Here is a 1,918-nt window from a genome sequence, read left to right as displayed (position 1 = left end):
CTGGCGGCGGGGCGGACCCGCCGCGCACGAAAAAAGAGCGAGCGGATGACGATCTGGATCTTTCGATTGGCGCGCTGGTCGGCCCTGCTGGGTGGGCTGGTGCTGGTGGGCATCACGTTGATGAGCGTGATCAGCATAGGCGGGCGGGCGCTCATCAGTCTGGGGCTGGGGCCGGTACCCGGGGACTTCGAGCTGGTGGAAGTCGGCACGGCGATGGCGGTGTTTCTGTTCCTGCCGTGGACCTATCTGCGCGCCGGGCATGCCACCGTCGATCTGCTCTACACCCATCTGCCAGCAGCGCTGCAGCGCGCCATCGGCGTGCTGTGTGACGTGGCCATGCTGGCGCTGTGGATGGTGCTGACGTGGCGCCTGTGGGAGGGTATGCTGGAAAAACGCCAGTACCTGGAAACCACCTTTATCCTGCAGATGCCGGTGTGGTGGGCGTATGCCGCCTGCCTGGTGGGCGCACTGATCGGCTGTCTGGCCTATTTCACCCAGACCCTTATCCGGTTGGGGCTGGCGCAGTATCCGCAGGGTTGGCCGGTGGCATCGGCGGGGGTGCACTGAGATGACGAGTCTCGAACTCGCGGCCTGGTCCTTTCCGCTGCTGCTGGCGTTGATTTTCATCCGCGTGCCCATCGGGCTGGCCATGGCCCTGTGCGGGCTGGGAGGCGCCGTTTTGATCTACGGCAACCCAGCGCCGCTGCTCAACCAGCTCAAGCACGTCACCTACAGCGCGTTTTCCAATTACAACCTGTCGGTGGTGCCGCTGTTTCTGCTGATGGGGCAGTTTGCCGCCTTGGGCGGATTGTCACGCGCGCTGTTCAAGGCGGCCGAAGCCTGGATTGGGCATTGGCGCGGTGGCGTGGCGATGGCGGCGGTGGGTGCTTGCGCCGGCTTTGGCGCCATCTGCGGTTCGTCGCTGGCCACCGCAGCCACCATGGGGCAGGTGGCGCTGCCCGAGCTGCGACGCGCTGGCTATGCAGGCGGGCTGTCCACCGCCTGTCTGGCGGCTGGGGGCACGCTGGGCATTCTCATTCCGCCGTCGGTGGTGCTGGTGATCTACGCCGTCCTGACCGAGCAAAACATCGCCAAGCTGTTTTTGGCGGCGTTCATTCCGGGCATCCTGGCGGCCATTGGCTACATCATCGTGGTGTCGATCTATGTGCGCGTCAAGCCCGACAGCGGCGGGCGCATGGAGCCGGCGCCGATGGCCGAGCGCTGGAAGGCGCTGGCGCAAACGTGGCCGGTGATGCTGATCTTTCTGGCCGTCGTCGGTGGCATCTACTCCGGCATCTTCACGCCCACCGAAGGGGCGGCGGTGGGCGCGTTTGGCACCGGCCTGGCGGCATGGATGGCTGGCGGGTTGAACGGCAAAACGCTGCGCGAGGCCATCTATGGCACAGCAGTGGCCACCGGCATGATTTTCATGATCGTTCTGGGTGCTGGCCTGTACAACACCTTCCTGGCCCTGTCGCAGCTGCCGCAGGAGCTCGCGCAGTGGGTGATTGGCATGGGGCTGAGCCCGTGGGTTGTGCTGGCGGTGATACTGATGGCCTACCTGCTGCTGGGCTGCGTGATGGACTCGCTGTCGATGATCCTGCTGACGATCCCGATTTTTTTCCCGATGATCATGGGTCTGGACTTCGGCCTGACGCCGGAAGAGACCGCCATCTGGTTCGGGATTCTGGTGCTGATCGTCGTCGAGGTCGGACTCATTACCCCGCCGGTGGGCATGAACCTGTTTGTCATCAACAACCTGGCGCGTGACGTGCCGATCACCGCCACCTATCGGGCAGTGGCGCCGTTCGTGCTCAGCGACTTGGTGCGCACCGCGATTCTGACGGCGTTTCCCGGTATCACGCTGGTGGCGTTGCGCTGGTTGTCGTGAGAGCAGAGGTGAGGGGGTGGGCAGGCC

Annotated in this window: 2 protein-coding genes; both read left to right on the top strand. The window is 64.8% G+C overall.

Going from position 1 to position 1,918, the window contains the following annotated elements; genetic code table 11:
* A partial coding sequence (locus V7Z54_RS09895; protein ID WP_334136248.1) for a TRAP transporter small permease occupies positions 1 to 567 on the top strand: 567 nt, incomplete at its 5' end.
* Between the two features lies 1 nt (position 568).
* The gene (locus V7Z54_RS09890) at positions 569 to 1,891 is read left to right on the top strand and encodes a TRAP transporter large permease (RefSeq protein ID WP_334136247.1); all 1,323 of its coding nucleotides are present in this window, start codon (positions 569 to 571) and stop codon (positions 1,889 to 1,891) included.
* The last annotated feature ends 27 nt before the right edge of the window (positions 1,892 to 1,918 follow it).

Origin of the sequence: Tepidimonas sp. (genome assembly GCF_036824975.1) — a bacterium.
Lineage (GTDB): Bacteria > Pseudomonadota > Gammaproteobacteria > Burkholderiales > Burkholderiaceae_C > Tepidimonas.
Note: the sequence above shows the minus strand (reverse complement) of the source record. Positions and strands in the feature narration are given on the sequence as shown.

Bases quoted from the DNA above. Each gene is read 5' to 3' on its own strand.
- V7Z54_RS09890 (WP_334136247.1), top strand. From the start codon at position 569: ATGACGAGTCTCGAACTCGCGGCCTGGTCCTTTCCGCTGCTGCTGGCG.